This window comes from Sphingopyxis sp. PET50 (genome assembly GCF_025244705.1).
In the GTDB taxonomy this organism is placed as follows: domain Bacteria; phylum Pseudomonadota; class Alphaproteobacteria; order Sphingomonadales; family Sphingomonadaceae; genus Sphingopyxis.
This window is the reverse complement of the sequence record NZ_CP104207.1, coordinates 324,173-344,365: the sequence shown is the minus strand read 5'-3', so window position 1 is coordinate 344,365 and position 20,193 is coordinate 324,173. Positions and strand designations below refer to the sequence as shown.

Here is a 20,193-nt window from a genome sequence, read left to right as displayed (position 1 = left end):
TATGGGGGCGTAATATCGACGTCAGAACTTCAGCGACGCGCTCAGCGAGAAGCTGCGGCCGAGCTTGTAGCGGTTGAAGAAGATGCTGTTGTCGCCTGCTTCCTGCACTTCCTTGTAGGTCCGCCCCGTGAGGTTGCGCGCCTCGAACTTCAGCTCGATTTCCTTGCCGAAGGCGGCGAAGCCCTGGCGGGCGACAAAGTCGAGCTGGAGGCCCGGCTTTTCCCGGATGTCGGGCTGGCCCGACGGACCGCGGCTGGTCACGCGCGGGCTGGCATAAGTCAGGAGCAGGGTCTGCTGCGACAATTTGTCCTGATCCTCGAGCCCGATCTGGACGTTGACCAGATGGTCCGACTGGCCGGTGAGCGGCGCGCCGTCGAAGAAGAAATTGTTCGCATCGAGCTCGACACCGTTGATGACGGTGGTGTCACCCGCGCCGACCTTAATTTTCGACTGCGTCCAGGTATAGTTGCCAATCAGCACCAGGCGGCGGCTCGCCCAGAAGGCCGCGTCCGACATGGAGTCGAGCGCGATATATTTCTGCACTTCGAATTCGGCGCCATAGAGCGTCGCCTTCGGCGCATTGGCATAGCTGGTGTTGCCGACCGAATCGGTGAGCGAGGTATAGGCCTCGATCGGACGGTCGATCGACTTGTAGAAGCCGGCGACGGTCAGGCGCTGATCCTTGGCGAAATACCATTCATACCGTGCCTCGGCGTTCCACAGCTCGCTGTCGGTCAGCGACGGGTTGCCGCGGAAGTTGCGGTTCGATTCGGGATCGTTGTAGATTTGCGCGACGAGTTCGCGGAACTGCGGGCGCGCGATCGTCTTCGACCCGCTGACGCGCAGCTGCATGTCGGGCGCGACTTCCCAGGTCAGCGTGACCGCGGGTAGCCAATAATCATTCTTCAGGTTCGTCGCCGCGATCGCGGTGCCGCCGGTGTTGAACAGGTCGATCGGAACAACCGTCTGCTTGCCGTCCTCGTAACGGACGCCGGCGTTGATGTTCACGCCCGACAGCAATTCGGCCTGCAACTGCGCATAGCCCGCGTGGGTGGTGAGGTCGGCCGCGAACGCCGCGGTGCCGTCCTGCGCCGAGGTTTCGACCAGCGTGATATCGTAAAGCTGGATCGAGGCATCGGAGAGCAGATAATCGGGGCGCAGTTGCTGCACCGGAACCGGCAGGCCCGAGGCGCGGAACTGGAAGGCGCGGCGCACCGAGACGCGGTGGGTGTCGCTATAGGCGTAACCCACGGTCGCGGTGATGCGCGGGGCAATCTCATACGACAGATCGACGCCGCCCGACCACAGCTCCTCGTTCAAATCCGAAAAGGCGATGGTCGCATCACCCTTGTTGCCGCCGAGGTCGTTGACGAACTTGTCGCCGGTCGGGTCCTGCTCGGTCGGCAGGTTGGTGCGGACATAGGTGAAGCTGCGCTCATAGGGCGCCTCGCGCTGCGTCTTGGCATAGCCACCGCGCAGGTCGAGCTGGAGCTGATCGAAATCGAATTCGGCCACCAGCTGGCTGTTGATCAGCTGGCGCTCATACCAGGCGGTGTCCTGGCGCAAGATGTCGCGGCCGACCTGGTTCGCATCGCTGCCGAGACCGAGACGCGCCTGTTTCAGCGTGTCGCGGATATAGAGGTTGGTCCAGCGGAACTTGTGGTCGCCGAGTTCGAGGCCGAAGCCGAGCAGGCCGTTGACGACGATGCGGTTGTCGGTGACGACGCGCTGGAAGCTCGACTGCGGATCGCCGGACAGATCCTGTTCGACCGAGCTTTGCTGCAGCGTGTCGCGCGTGCGCCACTTGTTGCTGATGCCGGCAGTGGCGATGATGCCCAGTTCGCCATTCGGCAGCTGGATCGTCGTGCCGCCGGTGATGCCCGCCGACCAGTTGACCGGGATATGGTTGTTCTGCTGGAGCAGGGTCGTCTCGGCGTTGACCAGTTCCATCTGGATCGCTTCGAGGTCGTCCTGCGTGAAGTCCGCGCCTTCGAGGATCGGCTTGCCGCTCGCCAGCGCTGCGCTCAGCAGCGGCGGAATGTCGCGCGTGCCGTCATCGAAACCGGTCCAGTCGGTGTCGCTGCCATAATAGGTATAACCGAGTTCATTCGTCGTTTCGCTATCCCAGCCGATCCCGCCCGAGAAGGTCAGGAAGCTTTCGCGCGGGGTCGCCTTGGTCGTGAGGTTGATCACGCCGCCGCCGAATTCACCGGGGAAGTTCACCGAATAGCTTTTCTGGACCAGCGTCGAGTCAATGACGTTCGACGGGAAGATGTCGAGCGGCACGACGCGCTTCAGCGGTTCGGGACTGGGCAGCGGCGAGCCGTTGAGCAGCGCGAGCGAATAACGGTCGCCGAGGCCGCGGACATAGACGAAGCCGCCGCCGACGACCGACAGGCCGGTGACACGCTGCAACGAGCCCGAGATGTCGCCTTCGCCGGTGCGCGCGATATCGGCCGACGAGAGCACCGACACGACTTCGGGCGTCGCGCGGACGACATTGGGGGTATAGCGGCCGGTGACGACGATCTCTGCATCGGCGCCGCCGGGAATCGAAACATCGACTTCTTCCTCATCCTGCGAGGCCGGCTCATCGGCGGCGGCAGGCTCCGGCGCTTCGGAAGCGGGATCGCTATCGGTGCCCTGGGCGAGCGCCGCCGAGCGCAACGAGGGCGGAACTGAGAAGAAGCAGGCTGGCGAAGATCGACCGCTTGGTCATGATGAAATGTCCCCAAGGATATGCAGGAAGGGAGCGGGCCAGCCATGGAAGGCCCGCCCGCTCCCCAATTGGATCGCGAGCGATCAGGTCGTCGGAATGCGATTGCAGAGCCCGCTGGCACTGCCGAAGTTCGCGGTCGACGAGTTGCAGGTCCAGCCCTGGTACCAGGTGTCGTTGGCGTCACGGACCGCGCCGACATAGGCCGTCGTGTCGAAGAAGGCGTTCAGCGTCTTCGCGTCGAAGGCGGTGAAGCCGCTTTCGGTCGCTCCGTTGACGAACAGGTTGGTCAGCGAAGGCACATAGTTCGAACGGTTGTTCGTTCCGGCCTCGAAGATCGCCTGCACCTGCGCGTCGGTCACACCGTCGGTGCCGCGGAAGGGCGAGCCGTTGCACTGCATCGACACCGAGAAGAATTTCGGCGGGCCGGCTTCGTCGGGACCGGTGGTCTGCGTCGTCGTCGCGCTGTTGAAGCCGAGGCAGCGGAAGCCCGGCGCCACGATCAGACCGTTGGCGAAAGTATAGTCGGCACCGCCGCGGACGAGGATCGACACGCCGTTGCCCGCCGCATTGTTGCGGTGGATATAGGTGAAGTTCGACAGATTGACCCGTTGGCGCGGCGTCGTGTTTTCGTTGCCGTTCGAGTCGATTTCCATCATCGAGTCGCCGACCGCGCCGCCTTCGCGCTGCACGCCGATCACATATTGGATGTTGCCCTGATAGCCGACGTCGGTGTCGAGACCATCGTCCTCGGCGCCGGTGATCACCAGATGCTTCATGTTGACGCGGCCGCCGAACACTTCGATGCCGTCGTCCGAGCTGTTGTGGATCTGGATATGGTCGAGCTGGGTGCCCGAACCGGTGCCCGACGGGGTCAGGCCCTGCAATTCAGCCGCTGCCGACAGGATGAAGCCCGAATAGCGAATCTGGACATAGGACATGCGGCCCGAACTGTCCGCGGGCTGCGCGCCGCCGTAGAGCGCGTTCGACGTGCCCTCGGTGTCGCGTTCGCAAGCGACGGTGCCCGGCGTGGCGCCCGGTGCGAGGCAGTCGGTGATCGGCGCGCGGCCGAGCAGGACGACGCCGCCCCACAGCTGAGAGGTCTGGTCATTGGCCGAACCGACGACGTTGCCGCGGCCAGTGAAGATGATCGGCTGGGTCGGTGTGCCGACGGCGTCGATGCGGTTGCCGCGGTTGACGGCGAGGAAGGAAACGCCCGTTGCGCCGAAGATGGTGACGCCGGGGTCGATCGTCAGCGTGACGACGGTGTTGGTGCTCGCGGCGCCCTGGTCGGTGCCGACGTCGACACGGCCGGGCAGCGAATAGATGACGCCCGGAACCTTGGGGATCGCGGTGGTCGAATTGAAGCGCGCCGGGAAGCCGCAGTTGCGCCACTCGCCTTCGGGACCCGAGATCGTGCCAAGATTGGTGAGCTGGTCGGCACCAGCGATGGTCGGGCAGTTCGCCGCCGGGGTGACGCCCGTCGGGGTCGGCGTGGGGGTCGGCGTCGGCGTGGGGGTCGGCGTCGGCGCCGGGATCACGATGACGCCTTCGCCGGGCGAAGCGACGCCGTCGGCGCCGCAGGCGGCCAGAATTGAACAGGCCACGCCGCTGAGCATGACCAAACGAACGCGCGCGAAAGCCGCCATGAAAATCTCCGTTATCCGCTGTGCGCCCCCAAAACGGTCGAGCGGCGCCCCTGCTGAAAAGTCACCGGCCGATGCGCAGGGATTGTCCCGACACGCCCCCGGTGAGGCCGCCACTAGGGTGATTCGGTGACGGTCTGACGCCAGAGCGATGACATTTGGGTGACTCTTTGGAGTCGCTTTCGTGACAACCGCCGAAGCGCGCCATGCGTCTTGTTCGCAGATGCGGAAATAAATGCGGTACAGCTTGCTTGCATCGCCCGGAAAGCTTTGCTAGGCGCCCGCTCCTACCTGGAGCCGGACCCGAGCCGGACCATCATGATGTGCGGTCGTGGCGGAACTGGTAGACGCGCAACGTTGAGGTCGTTGTGGCCGAAAGGCCGTGGAAGTTCGAGTCTTCTCGACCGCACCATCATCTCCATTTCACCCAATGGTTTCGGCAGGTCTGTCCCGCCGTGGCATCGCGGTGTTCCGCCAAATGTTCGCGCGGGCCCCGCAACCATGCTAGGTTGGCCCCGGGCGCGGCAGGAGGAGATGAGCGATGCGGGGTTCCGGGTCCTTGTGGGGGCTGCTCAATCAGGCGCGTCGCGCCAATCTGGCCGAACAGGGCGCGCCGCCGCCGGTCGCCGCCTCTCAGGGGATCACGCGCCGCCGGATGCTCGCGGCGCTGGGCGCGGCGGCGGCGCTTCCGGTGATCGGCTGGCCCGCGCCGTCACGCGCCGCGTCCGGCCTGCGCGTTGCGGTCATCGGTGGCGGGCTCGCGGGGCTGACGGCGCTCGACGCGTTGAACGCGGCGGGGGTGGACGCGCATCTCTACGAAGCGCGGGGACGCCTCGGCGGGCGCGTGCTCACCGCGAACGACGCGCCCGAGCCGGGCCTGAACATCGAGGACGGCGGCAATCTGATCAACACCGATCATGAAGATATGCTCGCGCTGGCGAAGCGGTTCGGCATTCCGCTGATCGACCGCAAGCCGATGCCTGCGCACAGCCGTTATGTCGCCGACGGCCGCCTGCTGGACGATGCCGGTCTGGTCCGCGATCTGCGCGCCATCGCCGCACAGATCGGCAAGGATGCCGAGGCGCTCGACGCCGATTACGAGGCGGTCGCGCCGCGGCTCGATGCCATGTCGGTGACGGCCTATCTCGACGGCCATGCCAAATTGATGAAGCCGCATATCCGCGCCCTGCTCGAAGCGACGATCCGCACCGAATTCGGCGCCGAGCCGGGTGAGGCCTCGGCGATCGAACTGCTGTTCAACCTGCCCGTGATCGACGGCAAGCAGGCCGAGCTGATTTCGCTGAGCGACGAACGCTTCATCCTGACCGGCGGGTCGTCGAGCGTGGTGAAGGCGCTGTCCGAGCCGCTGATGCCCAGGATTTCGACGGGCCATGCGCTGGTGTCGATCGCCCCGGCCGCGGAGGGAGTCGATCTGCGCTTCGCCAATGGCAAGACCGACCGCGCCGATCGCGTGATCGTCACGGTGCCCGCGCCGCTGATGCGCACGATCGACTATGGCGGCCTGCTGTCCGAAGACTGGGCGGCGCTGGTGAGCGAGATCGGCTGCGGCCGCAACGAGAAGATCAACGCCGGCTATGCCGAGCGCGTCTGGGAAAAGGCGACCGGACCGGCGGGCGCGGCCTGGGCGGTCGACAGCAGGGGACCGGGCATCTTCTCCGAATTCTGGGACGCCAGTTCGGGCCAGCCGGGCGAGGCGGGCGTGCTCACCTGGTTCTTCGGCGGCGACCAGGTCGACGCGCTGATGGCGGTCGAACCCGAAACCAGCCTGCGGCGCGCCGAAGCGGCGATCGCGCCCGCGGTGCCCAGCCTGCGGGCACGGACGATGCGGCGCACCGCCTGGGGGCAGGACCCCTACGCGCGCGGCGCCTATTCGACTTTCAAACCCGGACAGCTCACGCGTTTCGCGCCGCATTTCTGGGTCGAGGAGGAGAGCGGCGTCACCCAGCAGGCGATGGCGGGACCGATCGTCTTTGCCGGCGAGCATCTGTCCGACGCCTTTCCCGGCTATATGAACGGCGGCGCGCAGACCGGCCGGCTGGCGGCGGCGGCGATCCTGGCGGAACGCACCGTCGCGGGCTGACCGCGCCGCCCGGCCCGCGCTGCCGCCGCCATGGCAATGAAAGTTTCAGTCTGTTCCTCCGCGTTTCCGCGTGGCGCGACACCTGGCCCTGTGCCCTGTTCTTCGGCGCGCTGATCGCCGTCAGCCTTTGTCATAAGGCGACCATGTCCTTTGCGGACTCAAGCGGCCTGTCGGGTTCGGGGTGGGGAGCGGACGTTTGGCGACGCGCCGAGCAAGCGTTGTTCGAGGCTGATGGGGCGGATATTTTGTTTCGCACAAAGGCACAAAGGCACGAAGAGGGCCGTTCGCGGCCGAAAGGCCGCCTTCTCATAGACGGCGATGTTTTGACGAGGCCCAAGAGGTAAAGCCGCTTCGCGGCAAGCACGACATCTTCGTGCCTTTGTGCCTTTGTGCGAAATCAATCTCACCAACGTCGGCGCACAATGCCTTCGTTGCTGTGTCCGCTTCCGCCCGATACCAGCCATTCCCGTCCTGGGTCTGCAAAAGACATCATCGCCTATCATAAGGGGCGGGTTTCGCCGTTCCTCTACACTGGGTTCTGCCCCCCTCGGCCGCCCTATTGCCTGGGCGATGGCTTCGGTGGCGGCTCGGGCGGCGGGCCGATCGCGGGCGTGCCGCCGTCGATCGGCAGGCGCAGGTCGATGCGGGTGCCGTTGATCTCGGTCGTCACCACCGCGCTGCCGTCCCTGACCCCGACCGTCGTCGTCTCGCCGACCGGGATCGCCTGGACGTCGGGGACGTCGAGCGGCTGGACAGGGCCGCGCGGATTGCTCCTGGGCGCGGGCGGGCGTTTGGCGCCGTGCGCGTCGGCCATGAAATCGCGCCAGATACGCGCGGGCAGCCCGCCCCCGGCGATGCCGACCAGCGGCGAATTATCGTCGTTGCCGATCCACACCCCGACGACCAGCCCGCCCGCATAGCCGATGAACAGCGCGTCGCGGCTGTCCTGGCTGGTGCCGGTCTTGCCGAAATTGGCGATCGGCAGCCGTGCCGCCCGCCCCGTGCCGCGGTTGACCGCGGCGCGCAGCATCTGTTCGATCGCTTCATGATCGTCGGAACCGAAGCGGTCGGGGCCCGAGAAGAGGCTTTCGAACCAGCCCTTTTCCTCCGCCTTGAAGGCGTGCGGAACGACGGGATAGCTGTTCGCCGCGACGCCGGCATAGGCGGCGGTCAGTTCGAGCAGGGTCATGCTCGACGTACCCAGCGCCAGGCTGGGATCGCCCTCGGCCAGCGGCGAGGTCACGCCCAGGTCGCGCGCCATCTTGATGACCTTGTCGCTGCCCACTTCGTTGAACAGCCGCACCGCCGCGACATTGCTCGACGTCGCGAAGGCGTCCTCGAGGCTGATTGTCTCCGAATAAGAACCGCCCGCGTTCTTCGGGCGATAGGAGCCGGTTTCGATCGGCGTGTTGGCGATCGTGTCGTCGGGGTCCCAGCCGTCGCGCAGCGCCGCAAGGTAGACGAAAAGCTTGAACGTCGATCCCGGCTGGCGCCGCGCCTGCGTCACGCGGTTGAAGGGCGAGGCGCCATAGTCCCGGCCGCCGACCATCGCGACGACCTCGCCATTCGGGCGCATCGCGACGAGCGCGACCTGCGCCTTGCCGAGCCCTGCCCGGTTCACCGCGCGCCGCGCCGCCGCCTGCAACCGCGAATCGAGCGTCGTCGTGATCGTCTGGCGCGAATAGCCGACGTCGCTCAACTTGCGCGCCTCGGGCAGCGCCCAGTCGGCGAAATAAGTGCCGGTGGGCAGGGTGTTGCGGGTACGCACGTCGATGCGCGGGGTGCGCACCGCCTTCGCCTCGGTCTCGGTCATATAGCCGGTGTCGGCCATCGCGCCGAGCACGAGCCGCATCCGCGCTTCCGCCATGTCGGGGTTCTTCGTCGGCGCCAGCCGCGACGGCGCCTGCACCAGCCCCGCGAGCATCGCCGCCTGTCCGGGGGTCAGCTTTTCCGGCTGGCGATAGAAATAATGGAGCGACGCGGCGCGCAGCCCATAGGTGTTGTCGCCGAAATAGGCGTTCGACAGATAGCGTTCGAGAATCTCGTCCTTGCTGAGCCACGCCTCCAGCCAGAAGGCGATCAGCGCCTCGCGCGCCTTGCGGCCCAGCGTCTTCTTGGGCGTCAGGAAGGTGAATTTGGCGAGTTGCTGGGTGATCGTACTGCCGCCCTGCGTCGTGCCGCCGGTGACATTGCTCCACACCGCGCGTGCGACGCTGCGCGGATCGACGCCCCAATGGCTGTAGAAACGCCGGTCCTCGATCGCGAGGAAGGCGCCGGTGACATGCCTCGGCAAATCCTTCGCCTTCACCGGCGCGTCGACGATCGCTCCCGTTCGCGCGATCGGCGTGCCGTCCGAGGCCAGCAAGGTGATCTGCGGCGGCGCGATCGGTTCGAGCGATTTCGACAAGGGCGCGGTGATCGCGAGCCAGCCGACGAGCAGGATGAAAAGCACCGCGAAAATCGCGAAGCCGCGCGACAGGCGCCGCAGCCATTTGCGGCGCCGCGACAGCGGCGGGGCGACGGGCGGCGGCGCGGCGCCATCGGGCAGCGGGACGCCACCGGCGGGGACGGGCTCGGGCGGGGGAGCGGCGGGGCGACGGAAAGCGAACATGCCTGGAAACCGTATTATAGGGGCAATACGGCATAAGCAAAGAGACAAAAGCCGATTGCGTAAGCCCGAGCTTTCGCTATGGAGCGGCGCGCGGGGGCTTTGTCCCCGCATGATCGCGCCGGTGCCCGAAAGGGCTTAAAACGGGAACGCGGTGAGAAGGTCCGAAGGGACTTTCGAATCCGGGGCTGTCCCTGCAACTGTAAGCGGCGAGCGCGATGCACCGGTCCGGACCCGTCCGGACCAGCCACTGGGGCGACCCTGGGAAGGCGTGCATCAAGCTGTGACCCGCGAGCCAGGAGACCTGCCGGCGCACCGGTCGCTCTTGCCTTGGTCCAGGGGATGGTCATGGCACGGTAATCCTCCGTCTGAGCGACGACCCGTGCGGCTGGGGCCGCATCGGTGCGCGGTGGCGGAGCTTTTTGCGCCTAGCCCTTCATCCGCACCGACCGGTTCGCTCAGCACGCCCCGCCACCGTTGCTCCGGCGCGAAGGGGCTTACCCATGTTGAAGACCGGTTTCATCTCTCTCATCGCGCTGACCGCGGCCACGCCCGCGCTCGCACAGTCCAATCCAGACGAATCCACCACCGACGCCAGCGGCGACACGATCGTCGTCACCGCCTCGCGTTCGGGCGAGGGCGTTCGCATCGACCAGCTCGGCGCTTCGGTGACTGTGATCGACGCCGACGCGATCGAACAGCGCCAGACGCGCATCCTGTCCGACGTGCTGCGCGACGTGCCCGGCGTCGCGGTCAGCCGCCTCGGCGCGATCGGCGGTCAGACGCAGGTCCGCCTGCGCGGCACCGAAGGCAATCACACTTTGGTGCTGATCGACGGCATCGAGGCGTCGGACCCGTTCAACGGCGAGTTCGACTTCGGCACGCTGATCGCCTCCCCCGAAGCGCGGGTCGAGGTGCTGCGCGGCCAGCAGTCGTCGCTCTATGGCTCGGACGCGATCGGCGGCGTCATCCACTATATCACGCTGACCGGCGCCGAGGCTCCCGGCTTCAGCGCGCGCGCCGAGGGCGGCTCGTTCGAGACCTTCTCGGGCGATGCCCGCGTCGCGGGCGTGTCGGGCGACCTCGATTACAGTCTGTCCGCCGCCTATCTCCACACCGGCGGCTCGCCGACCGCGCGTTTCGGCACCCGTGATATCGGATCGGACAATGTCGGTGTCTCGGCCAAGCTGATCTGGACCCCGTCGGAGAGCTTCAGGCTGACCGGCGTCGCGCGCTATTCCTATGTCGATGCCGAGTTCAACAACAGCGAGTTCGACAGCGCGAGCCCGCTGTTCGGCTTCATCGTCGACAGCCCCGACACCTATGCCAAGACCCGGTCCTTTTATGGCCTGCTCCGCGCCGAGTTCACCGCGCTCGACGGGCGCTGGACCAATGCACTGACAGGGCAGATCGTCGACGTGACGCGCAAGAGCTATTCGTTCGGCACGCGCGACGGCGGCAGCGAAGGGCGGCGCTACAAGGGGTCGTTCGAATCGAGCCTGCGCTTCGGCACCGACGCCATCGTCCACCGCATCACCGCCGCGGTCGATGTCGAGCGCGAGGAGTTCCGCAACACCACCCCCTCGCCCTTCGTCTTCCAGGGCAAGCGCGACACCGACAATGTCGGCCTCGTCGGCCAGTACGAACTGCTGGTGAACGACGTCTTCTCGCTCGGCGCCTCGGTGCGCCGCGACGAGAATGACCGTTTCGACGACGCGACCACCTGGCGCGTCCAGGGCAGCTACAGCCTGCCCACCGGCACCCGCATCCGCGGCGCCTATGGCACCGGGGTCAAGAACCCCGGCTATTACGAGCTCTACGGCTTTTCCGACGGCGTGTTCATCGGCAACCCCGACCTGCGCCCCGAAAAGTCGAAGGGCTGGGAAGCCGGGATCGAGCAGCGCATCGGCGACGGCGCCGCCACCATCGGCGCCACTTACTTTGACAGCAAGCTCGACGGCGAAATCTTCACCACCTTCCCGCCGCCGAACTTCGTCGCCACGCCGGCGAACCGCACCACGACCTCGAAGCAGCGCGGCGTCGAAGTCTTCGCGAGCGCGCGGCCGATCCCGCAGATCCAGCTAGATCTGGCCTACACCTGGCTCAAGGCGCGCGAAGATGGCGCGGTCGAGGTGCGGCGCCCGAAACATATCGGCAGCTTCAACGCGACCGTCTTCAGCCCCGACGAACGCTTTTCGACGACGCTGACCGTCCGCTACAACGGCCAAGCAGGACGATGTCGCCTTCACCGATCCCAGCTTCGCGCCAGTGCCGGTGTCGCTGCACGAATATGTGCTGGTGAACCTCAACGCGCGCTACAGGCTGTCGGACGCGATCGAGGTCTTCGGGCGTATCGAGAATCTGGCGGGCGAAAAATATGAGGAAGTGTTCAGCTATCGCACCCAGGGCCGCGCGGCCTATGGCGGCGTGCGCGTGAGCTTCTGATGCGCCGCATCGGCCTGGCTTTCGGGCTCGCCGCCGCCGCGCTGCCGGTTTCGACCGGCAGCGCGGGGGTGGCGCCGCCCGCGCCCTTGCCGATGCGCGTCATGTCCACCAACCAATGCACCGACCAGCTCGTGCTGGCGCTGCTGCCCCCCGAACGGATCGCGTCGGTCACCTGGCTGTCGCGCGATCCGTCGGGATCGCTGATGGTGGAGGCGGCAAAGAAGGTCGGGATCAACCACGGCCTTGCCGAGGAAGTGGTGCGGCAACAGCCCGACCTGATCGTCACCGACCGTTTCTCGAAGCCCGCGACGCGCGCGATGCTGAAACGGCTCGGCTATCCGATGATAGAGGTCGACGATGCCGCCAGCTTCGCCATGATCCGCGCCAATGTGCGGCAGGTCGCGCGCGCCGTCGGCGAAGTCGCGCGCGGCGAGGCAATGATCGCCGACATGGACCGCGACCTTGCCGAACTGGCGCGCGACCCGGGCCCGCCGCTCCGCGTCGTCGCCTGGGACGGCGGCGGCTTCAGCGCCGGCGAAGGCTCGCTCTACAATGAAGTGCTGAAGGCGGCGGGCGCGGTGAACATCGCCAACCAGCCGCCGGTCTCGGGCTACAACCGCCCCGATACCGAGGTGCTGCTCGTCGCCGCGCCGACGCTGCTGGTGAAGGGCGCCGGGGTGCGCCCCGAATATGGGATGCGCGAGAATATCGAACGCCACCCGCTCGTCCGCCGTTACTGGGACGGCGCGCGCACGCTCGCGATCTCGCCGGCCTATTACACCTGCGGCACGCCCAGGATCACCAAAGCGGCGATCCGGCTGCGCGCCGAACTGCGCGATGCCGCGCGGCAGATCGGCTCCCCCCTTCCCTTTGCGGCGGGCAAGAGGCCGTGACGCGCTGGCTGATCCCGCTGCTCATCGTCCTGCTGCTGCTCGCGGGCTTCGCCTCGCTGCTCGCCGGGACGGTGTGGCTGACCCCCGAGCAGGCGCTCGGCGGGCTGTTTGCGGGGCGAACCGATCTCGCGGCGCTGATTCTTACCGAAATCCGCCTCCCCCGGCTGATCCTCGGCCTGATGGTCGGCGCGATCCTCGGCCTGTCGGGCGCGGTGCTGCAGGGGCTGCTGCGCAACCCGCTCGCCGAGCCCGGCCTGCTCGGCGTGTCGGCGGGCGCCTCGCTCGGCGCGGTGATCGCCATCTATTTCGGCTTCGCCGCCAGCTTCGCGATGGCGCCGCCGCTGTTCGGCCTCGCCGGGGGCTTCATTACGGCGGGCACGGCGCTCGCGCTGTCGCGGCGCGGCGGCACACTGTCGCTGATCCTCGCGGGTGCGGCGGTCAGCAGCATCGCTGCCGCCGGGGTCAGCGTCGCGCTCAACATCGCGCCCAACCCCTATGCCGCCTATGAGATCATGGTGTGGCTGATGGGGTCGCTCGTCGACCGCAGCTGGGATCATGTCACGCTCGCCGCGCCCTTGATCCTGCTCGGCGGCCTGCTGCTCCTGCTCACCGGGCGGGCGCTCGACGCGCTGGCGCTGGGCGAGGCGCAGGCCGAGAGCCTGGGCGTCCATGTCGCGCGCACGCGCCTGCTCGCGCTGCTCGGCACCGCCATGGGGGTCGGCGCGGCGACATCGGTGGCGGGAGCGATCAGCTTCGTCGGGCTGATCGCGCCGCATCTTGTCCGCCCGCTCGTCGGGCACCGGCCGGGCAGGACGCTGATCCCCGCGGCGCTCGTCGGCGCGCTGCTGGTCACGCTCGCCGACATCGGCACCAGGCTGCTGGTCGTCGACGGCAAGATCCTCGCGCTCGGCGTGTTCATCAGCCTGTTCGGCGCGCCCTTCTTCCTGTGGCTCGTCCTCCATGTGCAAAGGCGCACCGCATGAGCGCGCTGGCCTTTTCGTCGGTGACGGTGAAGCGCGACCGGCGCGTCGTGCTGTGCGATATCGACGCGGTCTTCGCGCCCGGGCGGCTGACCGCGGTGATCGGGCCCAATGGCGCGGGGAAAAGCACGCTGCTGGAAGTCGCGGCGGGGCTGCGCGCGCCAGACGCGGGGCAGGTCGAACTCGGCGGGCAGTCGCTGGCCGGCATCGGGCGCCGGATGCTCGCGCGGCGCCGCGCCTATCTGCCCCAGCGCGCCGAGGTCGAGTGGCCGATCAGCGTCGAGCGCGTCGTCGCGCTTGGCCTGACCCCCGTGCTGCCCAGCTTCGGCGACCTACCCACCGCGATGCTCCCCGCGATCGACGAGGCGCTGGCGGCCTGCGACCTGACCAGTCTCCGCGACCGGCCGGCGACCAGCCTGTCGGGCGGCGAACTCGCCCGCGCGATGCTGGCGCGGGCGATCGTCGGTGATCCCGAACTGCTGATCGTCGACGAACCGACCGCGGGGCTCGATCCACGCCATGCGCTCGATGCCAGCCGCCGCCTGCGCGCGCGCGCCGACGCCGGGCGCACGGTGGTCATGGCGATCCACGACCTCGACCTCGCGCTCCGCCACGCCGACGATGTCGTCGCGATCAAGGACGGCGCGCTGCTGGCCGCGGGTCCGGTGGCCGAGGTGATGACCGAGGACATGCTGACAAGGCTCTACGACGTCCGGGTCCGCATCGCGCGCGACGCCGACGGCGCCGCGATCCGCTTCTTCGACTGACCGGGCGGCGGTTTTTCCCACGGCACCCAACAAGTTATTCGATCTTCGGCTCAGCCGCTGTTAGAAGACGGCAGGTTTCAGGGGATCGCATTTGGCCGCTTTCTTCGCATTTATCGCGATTTTGTCCCTCTTCATCATGCTGATGGATACGCGCAGCCGGTTGAAGCGCGCCGAGACGACGCTGGCCGAAGCCGCGAAGCGGATCGGCGCGCTGCAGCGCCACGTCGGCCTGTTGCCGCCCAGGGAAGGCGAGACCCGCGAGCAGGCAAGGGCCGCCGCCGGCGCGCCGCTGTCCGCCGTTCCCCCGGCCGCTTCCCCGTCTCCTGCGCCCGTTTCGCCTTGGGCAGCCCCGTCGCCCGAAACGCTCGATCGCTGGAAACCCAGAACCGACGAGCCCGCTCCTCCACCGGAGGAGAAGGTGCTGCCCCCGCTCCGCAGGAAGAAACCCCGGAACAGGCGCCCAACGAAGAACAGCCTCCCGTGCCCGCCACGGTCGCCGCGGCAAGCGCGCCGCTTCCGGGCGTGTCGGCGCCGGTGCCGGAGGAAGCGCTGGAAGAAGAAGCCGCCGCGCCTCGCGTCGAAGCCGAAGCGGCCGTTCCGGAGCCCGAGCCCGTCGCAGCACGTACCACGCCGCCGCCAGGCCCGCCCGAACCGCCGCCGACCATGGCGTCGCGCTTCGAAAATCTGTTCGGCAAAACGCTGCCGATCTGGGCCGAGCGGCATCACGCTGGCGATCGCGGGCGTGCTGATCGTCCGCTACGCGATCGACGCCGGCTTCTTCGCACGTGTCTTCACGCCGGGGGTTCAGGTTGTCGCCGGCATCCTGTTCGGCCTCGGCCTGATCGGCGGCGCCGAATATGCGTGGCGCAACGAGGACAAGGTCCGCGACCTGCGCGTGCCGCAGGCGCTGTCCGGCGCGGGCATCGCGACGCTCTATGCCGCGATATTGGTGGCGGCGAATGTCTATGGGCTGATCGGGCCGCTCGCGGCCTTTATCGGCCTCGCAGTCGTCACGGCGGGGGCGCTCGGCCTGTCGCTCCGCTTCGGCCCGCCGAGCGCCTTGCTCGGCCTCGCGGGCGGCCTCGCCGCCCCGGCGCTGGTCGGGGCGATGGAGCCCAATGTGCCGCTGCTCGCGGTCTATCTCGGCCTCACCATCGCGGGGCTCGCCGGGGTCGCGCGGATGAAGCGCTGGCCTTGGCTCGCCCTTGCCGCGCTGGTCGGCGGGGTCGGGTGGAGCCTGTGGATGGTGCTGGCGACGAGCGCGCTCGACACGCTCGGCTCGCTGTCGATCGGCGGCTATGTCCTGCTGCTGTCGCTGGCGCTGCCGATGCTGGCGTTCGAGGGGCCGCGCGCCGCGCTGTTGCGTGCGGGCTCGGCGATCGTCGGCGCGCTGCAGCTGGCCCTGCTCGTCGGTTACGGCGGCTTCGCGCCGCTCCATTGGGGGCTGTTCACCCTCCTCGCCGCGGCGGGCCAATGGCTCGCCTGGCGTGAAAAGGGTTTCGCCATCGTCCCGTCGATCAGCCTCGCGCTGTCGGTGCTGCTGCTGGCGGTCTGGCCCGATCCGACGGCCTATTGGTTCGCGCTGATCGCGCTGGCGCTCGCGGCGATCCATGCCTTGCCTCTGCTCGCGCGGCTGTGGGGCGAGGCGCACACCCTGCGCCGGACGCTCGAGCTCTGCGCGCTGGCGCTCGCCGCGCCGCCGCTGGTCAAGTGGCATTTCTGGGACGCGGGCGACACGGTGCCGGCGCTGGCCGCGCTCGGCGCGGCGGCGCTGACCGGCGCCGGGATCGCGCTCGGCTGGCGCGCCGACCGCCGCGGCGACAGCCGCTTCGCCTGGCTGACCGCGGTCACCGGCCTGCTGATCGCCATCGGCGCGGCCCTGCTCCTGCCGCATTGGGTCACGCCGCTTGCGGTCGGCGCGGTCGCCGCCGGCCTGCTCTTCTTCGGCAAGGCGGCGGAAGATCGCCGCATCGAGCCGATCGCGGCGGGCTTTGTCGCGCTCGCGCTCGTCGCGCTGATCGCGACCCCGCTCGCGCTCGCCGAACTGCCGCGCCTAGCGGTCGGCGCGGGCGACGGGTTCGCGGCGCAGGCGCTGCTGCGCTGGGGCGCCCTCGCCGCCCTGCTCGCCCTGTTCGCCGGCAAGGCGGCGGATCGCTATATCCGTTCCATCGCACTGATGCTGACGGGCGGGCTTGCTTATGGCGCGCTCGCGCAGATCGTTCCGGGATGGAGCCTGCCCCTCTCCATGGGCGCGGTCGCGGCGGCGGTCTTCGCGCTGGCGCGCCGGCGCGGCTCGCTCGGCACCGAACTGCTCGCGCTTGCCTTCGCGCTGCTCGCCGTGATGCTGCTCGCCGGGACCGGGCCCGATCCGCTCGCCGGGTGGTCGCGGCTTTACGGCAGCGACGCGGCGGTCGGTGCGACCGAAATCCTGCGCTGGGCCGGGCTCACCGTGCTGGCGCTGCTGTTCGCGATCCTGTCGGAACGTCCGGCGATCCGGCGCGGCGGCCAGGTCGCGGCGGTGCTGCTCGGCTATGGCGCGCTGGCGCAGATCGTGCCCGGTGGGTGGCTGATGCTCGTCCCCGCGATCGGCGGCGCGGCCGCCCTGCTCGCGGCGCGGCGCTTCGATCTGGCGCGTTTCGACGCCGCGGCGGTCAGCTTTGCTGGGCTCAGCCTAGCCTGGGCGGTGCTGCCCGCCGGGGCCTGGGCGGTGGAGGCGCTGATGTCGATCGCCGGGCAGCCGATGCTGCTGGACAGTCCGGCGCTCGCGGTCGACCAACTGCTGCTCCGCCTGTTGCTGCCCGCGCTGCTCTTCGCCGCGCCGTTGCTGCCGCTTCGCGACAGGCTGCCGCGATGGCTGCTGATCGCGATGCTCGCCATCGCCGGCATCGCGGAAGGGATCGCGCTGCACAGCCTTTACCGCCTCGGTTTCGCGGCCGCTTTCGGCGCCGATTTCGTCGCGACCGGGGTCGGCCAGCGGCTGGTGTGGGAAGCCCTGCTGATCGGCGGCGGCTGGCTGGCGATGAAGCGCGGATGGACCGCCCTCGCCCGCCCGCTCGTGATCGCGGGGACGGCGCACGCGATCTGGTACGGGCTGCTGCTCCACAATCCGCTCTGGACGGAGCAGGCGATCGGCGCCTGGCCGGTCGCCAATATGCTGATCCCGCTGTTCCTGCTGCCCTGGCTCGGGCTGACGCTGATCCAGCGGCTGTTCCCCGCCGCGCCCGCCACACTCGACCGCGCGGTGCAGGTCGCGACGATGCTGCTCGTCGCGGGCTTCGCCTGGGCGAGCCTGCGCCAGCTGTTCCACGGCGCGCTGCTTGTCGAATCGGGGGTGACCGCGAGCGAGAATATCCTGCGCTCGATCCTGATCCTCGCGCTCGCGATCGGCTTTTTGCTCTGGGGCATCCGCAAGGGGCGCCACGACTGGCGCATCGCGTCGCTGATCCTGATGCTCGGCGCGGTGGGCAAGGTGTTCCTGTTCGACGCCTCGGGGCTCGAAGGATTGCTCCGCATCGGTTCGTTCGTGGTGCTGGGCTTCAGCCTGATCGGCATCGGCTGGCTTTACAGCCGCCAGCTCGCGCGGCCGGCGGCGGGGGACGAAGCGACGACCGCATGACGATCCTGCTGACGCTGGTCGCGGTCATCGGCCTGCTGCCGCTCGCCGTCGGTTTCCTGCGCCTGAACGGCGGCGGTGGCCGCGTCGATGCGCAGAGCTTCGCCGCCTCGACCCTGCTCTGCGCCTTGGCGTTCAGCCTGACCTTCCTCGTGCAGGAACTCGGCCTTGTGCTGCCGAAGGCGCTGGTGCCAGGGCTGGACCCCATCCTCTATCACAACGATCATGACTGGAGCGGCGACGCCCCTATCGCCGAGCTGCTGCAGGGCGGCGGCGCCGTCGCGACCCTGTGCAGCGGGCTGCTCTTCCTGTGGCTTGCGGGACGTATCGGGCAAGCGCGCCCCACATGGCGGCTCTTCGCTTTCTGGATGGCCTTTCAGGGACTGTTCCAGTCGCTGAGCCAATGGGCGATCGGTTGCCTGATTCCGGGCAACGACGTCGGACGGGCACTGGCGTGGCTGGACGCGGGGCCGCTCGTCACCGGACCGCTGCTGGTGACGTCGGTGATCGCGATGTTCGCATCGGGCCTGTTGCTCGCGCGGCGCTATCCGCTCCGCGGCAACGACCGGCGAACGGCGCTGCAACTGGCCGCCGCCGTCGCCCTCGCCATCGTGCCGATCGTCCCGTTCCGCATCCCGCGCGAACCGGTCGAGGTGGTGCTGATCCCGTTCGTCGTCCACCTGATCGGGCTGGGCTGGCTGGTGCTGGGCCTCGGGTTCGCCAGACGCCAACCGGCGCCTGCAAGACCGGGCATCATCGGCCCGTTTACAGCACTGGCCGCGCTGCTCGCCGCCTTCCAGCTCATCCTGCGGCCGGGCATCGCCTTCTGATCTCAAGGGAAAGGTGGGACGATTCTGTTGCCCGGCTCGTCCCCAGCCGCTGGTATCCGATTCTGTTGCCCGGTTCGGTCCGAACCGCGTTCTATTTGTCTAACCTTAGGCCGTGAGGCTTATCGGTTAGGCAGCAAGAGCGAGTGCTTCGTTATCGTTAGCACTTATTGGTTTTGAGCCTTTAACGGGTTACTCAGCCCGGAAGAAACCACCGTCTTTGAACACACGTCGATCCTGGTTCGGCCCCGTCAGAAACCCGCGCGCTCCTTCGAAATCGCGGGCTTGTGGTGGAGCCGCCGGGTACTGCCCCCGGGTCCGCTGTGCCTATTCCACGGCAACATTTATCCTCATAGCTCAGCCGAAACCGGCACGACCCATATAGGAAACCCGCCCGCGCTTGGGAAGGGCGCGGACGGGCCATTCGTCCCGAATTCGGGTCGATTCCCTATTTCTTGCGCAATTCGTCGCGGATTTCGAGGAGGACATCGACATCGGTCGGCCCGGCGTCGGGCATCGCAATGATCTTGCTGGCCTGCCGCACGAGCAGGAAGACCACGAAAGCGAGCAGGACGAAGTTGATGATCGCGGTGACGAAGCTGCCCAGCGCCATCACATTGGCGCCCGCGGCCTTCGCCGCGGCCAGCGTCATGCCCTCGGTCACCTTTTCGCCGCCCGCGAGAACGACATATTTGTTGGTGAAATCGACCCCGCCGCCGGTGACCCAGCCGATGAAGGGCATCAGCACATCGTCGGTCAGCGACGACACGATCTTGCCGAACGCGCCGCCGATGATGACGCCGACCGCCAATCCCATCACATTGCCCTGATTCAGGAACGCCTTGAAATCCTTGAACATGCTCCAACCCCTACGATCCCATGCCGGCATCCACACGCGGCAGGCAGGGTTAATCTGCGTCAATCATTGCGGGCGCGCAAGCGTCTTACTATGTTAGGGCAGTTGGCGCGGCGCCGTGCCGCGCGGAGGGAGTTCGTGACCATGACCTTTCGTTCCGCCCGCTGGATGATGATCCCCGTTGTGGCCGTGTCGCTGTCCGCCTGCGGCATCAACAGCGTTCCCACCAAGGAAGAGGCCGCCAAGGCGAAGTGGGCCAATGTCGAGGCCGCCTATCAGCGCCGTGCCGACCTGATCCCCAACCTCGTCGAAACCGCCAAGGGCGCCTCGCGCATCGAGCAATCGACGCTCGAAGGCGTGATCCAGGCACGCGCCTCCGCCACGCAGGTCAAGCTGAGCACCGACGATCTGGAAGATCCCGCCAAGGTGCAGGCTTTCCAGCAGGCGCAGGGCAATGTGTCGAGCGCGCTCGGCCGCCTGCTCGTCACCGTCGAAGCCTATCCCGACCTCAAGAGCCAGGCGCGCTTCGCCGACCTGATGACCCAGCTCGAAGGGACCGAGAACCGGATCAACGTCACGGTGCAGGATTATAACGCCGCGGTGCAGGACTATAACACGACGATCCGCACCTTCCCCGACATCATCGGCGCCAAGATCGTCCACGGCGCCAAGCCGATGACGCCGTACAAGGCGGTGACGCCCGACGCCAACGTCGCACCCAAGGTCGATTTCGGCCAGTAA

General features: G+C 67.9%; 12 protein-coding genes, 1 tRNA gene, 1 other RNA gene, 1 pseudogene and 1 riboswitch. Of the genes and pseudogenes, 9 read left to right on the top strand and 6 right to left on the bottom strand.

The features are described from left to right. Nucleotides 1–21 precede the first annotated feature (21 nt). Together N0A20_RS01895 and N0A20_RS01890 are read right to left on the bottom strand one after the other, a co-directional pair. Nucleotides 22–2,719 (bottom strand): annotated as a pseudogene (locus N0A20_RS01895) (TonB-dependent receptor domain-containing protein). An 83-nt stretch (nucleotides 2,720–2,802) separates the two neighbouring features. After that, the gene (locus tag N0A20_RS01890; RefSeq protein WP_260582343.1) at nucleotides 2,803–4,365 is read right to left on the bottom strand and encodes a hypothetical protein; all 1,563 of its coding nucleotides are present in this window, start codon (nucleotides 4,363–4,365) and stop codon (nucleotides 2,803–2,805) included. Between the two features lie 322 nt (nucleotides 4,366–4,687). Between N0A20_RS01890 and N0A20_RS01885 the strand changes: the two genes are divergently transcribed. Both N0A20_RS01885 and N0A20_RS01880 read left to right on the top strand, forming a co-directional pair. After that, nucleotides 4,688–4,774, top strand: a tRNA-Leu gene (locus N0A20_RS01885). A gap of 129 nt (nucleotides 4,775–4,903) precedes the next feature. Beyond that, nucleotides 4,904–6,463: a flavin monoamine oxidase family protein gene (locus tag N0A20_RS01880; protein WP_260582341.1), complete on the top strand. Its 1,560-nt coding sequence runs from the start codon at nucleotides 4,904–4,906 to the stop codon at nucleotides 6,461–6,463. Between the two features lie 556 nt (nucleotides 6,464–7,019). On the opposite strand, the gene N0A20_RS01875 is transcribed toward N0A20_RS01880, so the two are convergent. Continuing rightward, complete coding sequence (locus N0A20_RS01875) at nucleotides 7,020–9,074, bottom strand: transglycosylase domain-containing protein (RefSeq protein WP_260582340.1); 2,055 nt, start codon at nucleotides 9,072–9,074, stop codon at nucleotides 7,020–7,022. 102 nt (nucleotides 9,075–9,176) lie between these two features. Further along, nucleotides 9,177–9,398, top strand: a riboswitch (cobalamin riboswitch). A gap of 176 nt (nucleotides 9,399–9,574) precedes the next feature. On the opposite strand from N0A20_RS01875, the gene N0A20_RS01870 reads away from it, so the two are divergent. The 4 genes from N0A20_RS01870 to N0A20_RS01855 all read left to right on the top strand — a co-directional run bounded on the left by N0A20_RS01870 (nucleotide 9,575) and on the right by N0A20_RS01855 (nucleotide 14,156). Then, nucleotides 9,575–11,452, top strand: a complete 1,878-nt coding sequence (locus tag N0A20_RS01870; protein ID WP_260582339.1) for a TonB-dependent receptor plug domain-containing protein — start codon at nucleotides 9,575–9,577, stop codon at nucleotides 11,450–11,452. 63 nt (nucleotides 11,453–11,515) lie between these two features. Then, a complete protein-coding gene (locus tag N0A20_RS01865) occupies nucleotides 11,516–12,409 on the top strand; it encodes an ABC transporter substrate-binding protein (protein ID WP_260582338.1) in 894 nt (297 codons plus the stop codon). Next, nucleotides 12,406–13,392 (top strand): iron ABC transporter permease, encoded by a 987-nt coding sequence (locus N0A20_RS01860; RefSeq protein WP_260582337.1) that lies wholly within the window; start codon nucleotides 12,406–12,408, stop codon nucleotides 13,390–13,392. Before N0A20_RS01865 ends, N0A20_RS01860 begins: the two co-directional genes overlap by 4 nt. After that, the gene (locus tag N0A20_RS01855; protein ID WP_260582335.1) at nucleotides 13,389–14,156 is read left to right on the top strand and encodes an ABC transporter ATP-binding protein; all 768 of its coding nucleotides are present in this window, start codon (nucleotides 13,389–13,391) and stop codon (nucleotides 14,154–14,156) included. Before N0A20_RS01860 ends, N0A20_RS01855 begins: the two co-directional genes overlap by 4 nt. Before the next feature lie 60 nt (nucleotides 14,157–14,216). Here the strand turns inward: N0A20_RS01855 and N0A20_RS01850 are convergent, their stop codons facing one another. Beyond that, nucleotides 14,217–14,882, bottom strand: a complete 666-nt coding sequence (locus tag N0A20_RS01850; RefSeq protein ID WP_260582334.1) for a hypothetical protein — start codon at nucleotides 14,880–14,882, stop codon at nucleotides 14,217–14,219. 16 nt (nucleotides 14,883–14,898) lie between these two features. On the opposite strand from N0A20_RS01850, the gene N0A20_RS01845 reads away from it, so the two are divergent. Both N0A20_RS01845 and N0A20_RS01840 read left to right on the top strand, forming a co-directional pair. After that, nucleotides 14,899–17,772, top strand: coding sequence for a DUF2339 domain-containing protein (locus N0A20_RS01845; RefSeq protein ID WP_260582333.1), 2,874 nt, complete (start codon nucleotides 14,899–14,901; stop codon nucleotides 17,770–17,772). Then, nucleotides 17,769–18,599 carry a hypothetical protein gene (locus N0A20_RS01840; protein WP_260582332.1) on the top strand — a complete coding sequence of 277 codons (831 nt, stop codon included), beginning with the start codon at nucleotides 17,769–17,771 and terminating at the stop codon, nucleotides 18,597–18,599. Before N0A20_RS01845 ends, N0A20_RS01840 begins: the two co-directional genes overlap by 4 nt. A 51-nt stretch (nucleotides 18,600–18,650) precedes the next feature. Here N0A20_RS01840 and ssrA read toward each other — a convergent pair. Both ssrA and mscL read right to left on the bottom strand, forming a co-directional pair. Beyond that, nucleotides 18,651–19,007: a transfer-messenger RNA gene (ssrA, locus tag N0A20_RS01835) on the bottom strand. A 37-nt stretch (nucleotides 19,008–19,044) separates the two neighbouring features. After that, nucleotides 19,045–19,455, bottom strand: coding sequence for a large conductance mechanosensitive channel protein MscL (gene mscL / locus N0A20_RS01830; RefSeq protein ID WP_260582331.1), 411 nt, complete (start codon nucleotides 19,453–19,455; stop codon nucleotides 19,045–19,047). 141 nt (nucleotides 19,456–19,596) lie between these two features. Between mscL and N0A20_RS01825 the strand changes: the two genes are divergently transcribed. Further along, nucleotides 19,597–20,193: a LemA family protein gene (locus N0A20_RS01825; RefSeq protein WP_260582330.1), complete on the top strand. Its 597-nt coding sequence runs from the start codon at nucleotides 19,597–19,599 to the stop codon at nucleotides 20,191–20,193.

Excerpts from the sequence above, each read along its gene's own strand:
- N0A20_RS01875 (WP_260582340.1), bottom strand. The coding sequence starts at position 9,074 with ATGTTCGCTTTCCGTCGCCCCGCCGCTCCCCCGCCCGAGCCCGTCCCC.
- N0A20_RS01840 (WP_260582332.1), top strand. The coding sequence starts at position 17,769 with ATGACGATCCTGCTGACGCTGGTCGCGGTCATCGGCCTGCTGCCGCTC.
- N0A20_RS01880 (WP_260582341.1), top strand. The coding sequence starts at position 4,904 with ATGCGGGGTTCCGGGTCCTTGTGGGGGCTGCTCAATCAGGCGCGTCGC.
- mscL (WP_260582331.1), bottom strand. The coding sequence starts at position 19,455 with ATGTTCAAGGATTTCAAGGCGTTCCTGAATCAGGGCAATGTGATGGGA.
- N0A20_RS01825 (WP_260582330.1), top strand. The coding sequence starts at position 19,597 with ATGACCTTTCGTTCCGCCCGCTGGATGATGATCCCCGTTGTGGCCGTG.
- N0A20_RS01865 (WP_260582338.1), top strand. The coding sequence starts at position 11,516 with ATGCGCCGCATCGGCCTGGCTTTCGGGCTCGCCGCCGCCGCGCTGCCG.
- N0A20_RS01870 (WP_260582339.1), top strand. The coding sequence starts at position 9,575 with ATGTTGAAGACCGGTTTCATCTCTCTCATCGCGCTGACCGCGGCCACG.
- N0A20_RS01855 (WP_260582335.1), top strand. The coding sequence starts at position 13,389 with ATGAGCGCGCTGGCCTTTTCGTCGGTGACGGTGAAGCGCGACCGGCGC.
- N0A20_RS01890 (WP_260582343.1), bottom strand. The coding sequence starts at position 4,365 with ATGGCGGCTTTCGCGCGCGTTCGTTTGGTCATGCTCAGCGGCGTGGCC.